The sequence below is a fragment of the Hyphomonas sp. GM-8P genome (assembly GCF_003263315.1).
Classification (GTDB): domain Bacteria; phylum Pseudomonadota; class Alphaproteobacteria; order Caulobacterales; family Hyphomonadaceae; genus Hyphomonas.
The window spans coordinates 1-5,439 of the sequence record NZ_AWFE01000107.1 but is presented as its reverse complement, the minus strand read 5'-3'; the positions used below and the strand labels follow the sequence as shown (position 1 = coordinate 5,439).

The following is a 5,439-nucleotide window of genomic DNA, read 5'->3' as shown; positions in this document are numbered from 1 at the left end:
TCTGGTGGACCACTCCGGTGGGGCAGACCAGTCTTTATGGGCGTCCGGAATGTTTTTCCATCAAGCTCGTACTCGAGTGCACCACCATTCACTGTACCAACTGACGCAGAACGCACTTGTTCGTTTGAAGCGTTCATCACAACGTCAATATCGAAAGTTTTCTCGTCATGATTAGGGGTTAGAACTGCAACGATATTGCGCTGCTTCGAGATAACCCAACTAGGGGCCAGTGGTACAAGCCACCCAGTTTCCGGGCAACGAGTTTCTAGTGCATACAAGTAGGACTTGGCACGGTTTCCTTCCCCGTCGTGCTCGATTCCTAGTTGAGTTATCTCTTCATCAACAGAAAGCGCCACACGTTTTTGATTTTCTTCTATTTCTTTCCGGCGCTGCTTTGATGATCCAACTATATTCAACGCACCCCAAGTGAGCATGCAGGCAACTGGGTTCAAATCCGAGGCGTAAGTATCGCAGCCAATCCGGGCCGCCTCAAATGGGATCGACCCCCCCCCGGAGAAAGTGTCACCAATTTTTGGACGATGTCCAAACCGCAGAACCCCGAGTTGCTCCACCAGTTCCGCAATCGAAGCCGCGTTGATGCCGAACGTTCTGTAGGCTCGCTGAATGTCGGTCCACACCGGCTGAAGTAGCCACGCTTCATCAAGTTCTTCGGGGCGCTTCGCGATTGATGCCTTCTCTTCATACGTCGCATATGAGGCTATGAGCTTGCGGAAGACGGGTAGCTTTTCGTCATCGCTGAGGCCGCGCTGCCAAGATAGTTTCAGCCCCAGCTCAATAGCGTCGAGCGGAAAACTCATTGAAGCGATATCTGGCTCAGTCAGGTCAGAACCCTTCGTTGAGGCTTGGAAGAAATCCCACGGGTTATCGAGCTCGATCCGCGCTGCGATTTCAGCTGGATTTAGGGCATTCTGCACCAAGGCGCGTCGTGCGAGCCCTTCATCATCGAACGCCATTAGCTTTTCGAAGATTTCGAGGTCTTCTTCCGGCGATCCAGTCTGTGGCAACAACGAGCCGAGTACGATAGCTCGCACGAGAATGAGCGGCTTCCGGCCTTTCCAATACGACCCCAAGCCCGTGAGCGTTTGCCCCAGATTTGCTTTCCGTTCCTTCTGAGCCTCGAATGAGACCTTCTGTGCCGGGAATACCGACTCGATGAGGGCGGGGGCGTCTTTGAGGGCGAAGGGGGTGAGTTTGGTCATTCGGTATCGTCCTGGAAGAGGTCGAGGGTGGGACGATCGCCCGGCTTGCTGAGCGCACGGCGCGCGCGGGGTTGAAGCAGATCGCTTTGCGCGACATCGCCAAGCGCGTGTTTGAGGGCGAGCCGCCAGCCCTTGCCGGCATCATGGATCGTGCCCGTCGCGATGGCGGTCATGCCGAACAGCCACCAGCGTTCTTCGGGCCGCAGCGCCAGCCAGTTGCGCACGGCGACGGGGATCTTCTCCATCTCCATGTCTTCCACCGCCCAGGCGAGCACGCAGAGCTCCTTGCCGAGAAGCCGGTCAACCTTGTTGTCGCCGACCTTCCACGCAGACGTCGTGAGATCGTGGCCCTTGAGGCGCGCATTGAACGCCCGCTGCACTTCACTGCGGATCGCTGTCCACCGAGGACGATCGATCCGGACACGGTCAATGACCGAGAACTCGTCGCTCGTCGCTTGCAAGCCAAGATATTCCCGGATTTCAACGCGGCCGGAATTGCCCTTGGGGATCAGGACGAGGAAATGATGCGGATCAGACGTCGCAGGAACGCCGAAGCCGAGCGTCGGCTTGGCGACCTGTTCCGGCCCTGTCTTTTTTGATGTGCTCGCCCGTGCCATGTTCAGCCTTCCTGCACCACATCGCCGGGGCGCAAGTCGAGGCTGGCCAATTTTGCAAACTCCTTAACGTCAAAGCCGCTCTCGAAGGCGATGCCGTCAGAAATGGTGACGGCAAGCGGCGCGGCATGGTCATTCAATACCTCGCGAAGGCTGTTGACCACGCCTTCGATCATCGCAGCGGTAATCTCACGCTCCTGAAAGCGAACCGATACTGTGTGCTCGCCTTGGCCGATTTCGATCCTGACGCCCTTGAACTGCGTATTTACACTGTCGCGGAACTTGTTGATCACACCGAAAACCTTGTCGGTGTTATCGAGCGTGACCCGCTTTTTCTGAAGCTTGGCAGGCTTTGCGTCATCGACCTGAACGCTGGTATCTCCCCGCGCAGCAATTCTAAAATCTGCAGTCTTGGTCGCTTCACCGGCCTGCGCATAAACGAGTAATCGGACTTCGTTTGAACCAATTTCGAACGGCGCAGCATACTCTGCGCCATCCTTCGGGTTTGATCCGTCAATTGTGTACCGCATCGTAGCACGCGGTGTCGCTTGCAGTGTGACCAGCCGCTTGTCGGCCGCCGGATCAACCTGATGCCGGACCTTGATATCAGCAAGCCACCGGACGGGAGGTCCGGCTTCGTAATGATTGCTTGGGTCTTCTGCGAAAAAATACAGCGTTCCCTCACTCGTCTTGAAGGTCTCCGGATCATCAACAATCGGATTATCCTTGCTTGGCGTGGGGTTTGTTGAATACCGAATGACCGGACTGTCACCTGCATGGCGAGGTGTAAGGGTCAGGATCGAATCTCCGTCATCCCCGCTAGCCTGCACCATGACGTTGACGCTGGACTTCTCCGTCGGGAATGGACCCTTCTCGATATAGCCGTCTTCGCCAAGACGCCATCGGCCTTGCTTGAGCGCTTCCTGCTTCAGCGTGTCCATGCCAGCAGACCCAGGCATCCATGACCAGGCCGGATTACTCCGCGCGCGGCTGACAACGTCTTTCCACGGTGTGCGGCGGTTATCTTTCCCTGACGGCCAGAGATACGCTTCGGCCATTGCGAAGGCTTCTTCGAAATTGCTGGAAAGATCGAGAGTGAGTTTGTAATTGGCGCTTGGACCCGCCAATAGCCGCTCGATCTGAACCTCTGCGGACTGATCGCCGCTGCCGATCTTGAGCCCATTGTCGATAGTGACCGCCAACAGCCGCTCACTGTCGTCTGTGACTTCAACGCTTGGAAAGTAGAGACGGTTGTAGCCCGCCGAAAGCGCTTTATTGAACCGGTCTTCGGCTTCTTCTGACCGGTCACGAGCCTCTTCGAAAAGTGTGTCGCCCGCTTTGAGGCGCTTGGCGATTTGTTCAATCGCATAGAGCTCGCGCAACCTGTCTTCAACAGCGTCTGCGAGATGGCTGTCCTGACCCGTCAGCACAAGCATGTTGTTTTTGTCTTGCTGATAGTCGAAGAAATTCTGCAATTCATTGGGTGGCACTTTGCCGTCAGCCCGGATGACAATAAGGACGCGTGGACCACTAAGTTTAAGATCATCGAGTTTTGGCAGGATCTGCAAGTCCTGGTAAGCTTTGCGACTCTGCGGCTGCAGGATGCTAGTCAACCGGTTGATCAGCGCCTGATCGATTTTGGGCTGTGGAATTTCCTTGGCCGTGCGTTCGACTTGGCGGGACAGGTTTTCCGTTTCCTTGACGAAGAACCTCTGGTCTTCGCGGTGGAGATACCAAGCCTGCTCCCTGAGGCGGGTCAGCGCTTCAAGAAATTCATCCGGCTTTCGGTTCGGAGCCGATAGAAATTCAATGATCTCACTATCCGACAAGCCAATCCGCCCACCAACAGCGCGTGATAGAGATGACGCCAGCAACAGCGTCATGACCTGTTGGGCAGCGTCATTTCCGAGTTCGCCGTCGATTGTTTCAGCAATGGCGTTGCCATCATCGGCAATGTCCCGAGTGACTGCAGGGATCAAGGCCGGCGCAATACGCTCGATTTCGTCGCGAACCTGATCATCTTCAAGGTCAAGATGCTGCGTGCCGACAAGGAAGACATCGTCTGATTTTCTTTGCTCGACACTCTTCAGAAGTCTTGCGGTGAATTGCATCAGTCCGCGCGTCTGCCGAAACCCCTCGTTTTCCTTGAACAGCGCAACGAGGTGTTTGAAGGACGGATGAAACGGATATGTTTCACGCACCTGTTCTGTGATTTGCTCGATACTGGACGCAACTATGTAACCGCCGCTCTCCGCTTTTTTTACCTGGGCGGCGTATTCTTCTGCGACATCGGTGATGACGCGCTCATCGGGCAGCTCGTCAATCAGGCGTTTCTTCAGAATTTCGTAAATTTCATTGCCGTTCAATTGCACCGGTGTGATCGTCATAGCCTGTCGCCGGGTTTCCGACTTCAGGTTCTCGATGGCCTGTTTCAGGGCATTTGTCTGGTTCGCATAACTTCCGGTTAGATTCGCAACAATAATGGCGCAATTGGGCAGTTCGATTGCCGCGCTCATCAGTGAGCTGAGGCTGTAGACGACCATGTCGGCAAGGGTTCCTTGACCGAATGATTGGGTCGCCGCGTTTTGGAGATAGGGTGGCAACTCATCGAGGAGAATCAGGGTTGGCTCATCGCCAATGATCTCTTTCCACATCCTCTGATCGACGGCCTTCGGCCCGTTTGCCCAGAAAGGCCTGATCTTGTCGCCTGCACCAAGCTGTTCGGCGATCTCGCCCCAGAGATAATTATCCGGGCTATTACGGCCATTAAAAGCTGCGATGCGTGCCTGACCGAAGTCGACGCGGCTGTTCAACTCTTCTGGCAGATTCTCGGGGCGCAAATGCGAATGTCGAGCCAGCAATCCGAGGGCGACCATCATATGCGTTTTACCACCACCCATGGCCTGCGTTAGTTCGAATACAGCCTGATCGGACTTTCCTGAAAGCCGTAGCATGCCTTCCTTGAAGAGCTGCTCCATACCTTTGGTGACGAAATTTCTGGAGAAAAAGGCGCGCCCATCACCTTCATCGGTAATAAGGTCTGAAAGATTCTCGATACCTTGTGCCATCCGATAATCGCGGACAACGGGATTAAATACGCAGGCCTGTTTAACGGTCTTGATCATTCGGTTTCGTCCTTGCCACGTTTCTCGCGTTCAACGTCGCTGTCGGCTTCGTCGTGTGTCGCGCAATAGTTAATGATCATCACTTCGACCATATTGGCGATCGATCGATGCTCCTTGTCTGCAGTTGCGCGAAGGGCCTCTTTCAAATCTGGGTCAATTCGAAGGGTCAGCGTTGCCGACTTCGTATTTGTCATGATTCCATCTCACTGCATTTGTACTGCAAAACGCATCATCTGTTGATTTGTGCAAAGGCGCAATTGCTAATTTTCGGCATTTTTCTGACGCGTTCATTGCCAACTCTCACTGTATCTCGGCAAGTATCTGGTTCAGTAGTCGCATGCTTGAAGCGCGTCCTTCTCATCAAGGTGCCGCTCTCCTGGAATATGTGCGTCATGTGCCGAAGTAGGTGACTGTCAACATCGAATGCCTCCCTCCGCCTCAATAACTCTTCCCATCAGTCAGGTGGGCGGACGGTGCGTC

General features: G+C 54.7%; 4 protein-coding genes. All 4 read right to left on the bottom strand.

Annotated elements, in window-relative coordinates; translation table 11 throughout:
• On the bottom strand, positions 1 to 1,220 hold a 1,220-nt coding region (locus HY26_RS16130), incomplete at its 3' end, for a DUF1156 domain-containing protein (RefSeq protein ID WP_146740262.1).
• Positions 1,217 to 1,837, bottom strand: a complete 621-nt coding sequence (locus tag HY26_RS16125; RefSeq protein ID WP_112074116.1) for an anti-phage-associated DUF3780 domain-containing protein — start codon at positions 1,835 to 1,837, stop codon at positions 1,217 to 1,219. The genes HY26_RS16125 and HY26_RS16130, both read right to left, overlap by 4 nt.
• Before the next feature lie 2 nt (positions 1,838 to 1,839).
• A complete protein-coding gene (locus tag HY26_RS16120) occupies positions 1,840 to 4,959 on the bottom strand; it encodes an anti-phage-associated DUF499 domain-containing protein (protein ID WP_112074115.1) in 3,120 nt (1,039 codons plus the stop codon).
• Complete coding sequence (locus HY26_RS16115) at positions 4,956 to 5,153, bottom strand: ribbon-helix-helix protein, CopG family (RefSeq protein WP_112074114.1); 198 nt, start codon at positions 5,151 to 5,153, stop codon at positions 4,956 to 4,958. Before HY26_RS16115 ends, HY26_RS16120 begins: the two co-directional genes overlap by 4 nt.
• Between the last annotated feature and the right edge of the window lie 286 nt (positions 5,154 to 5,439).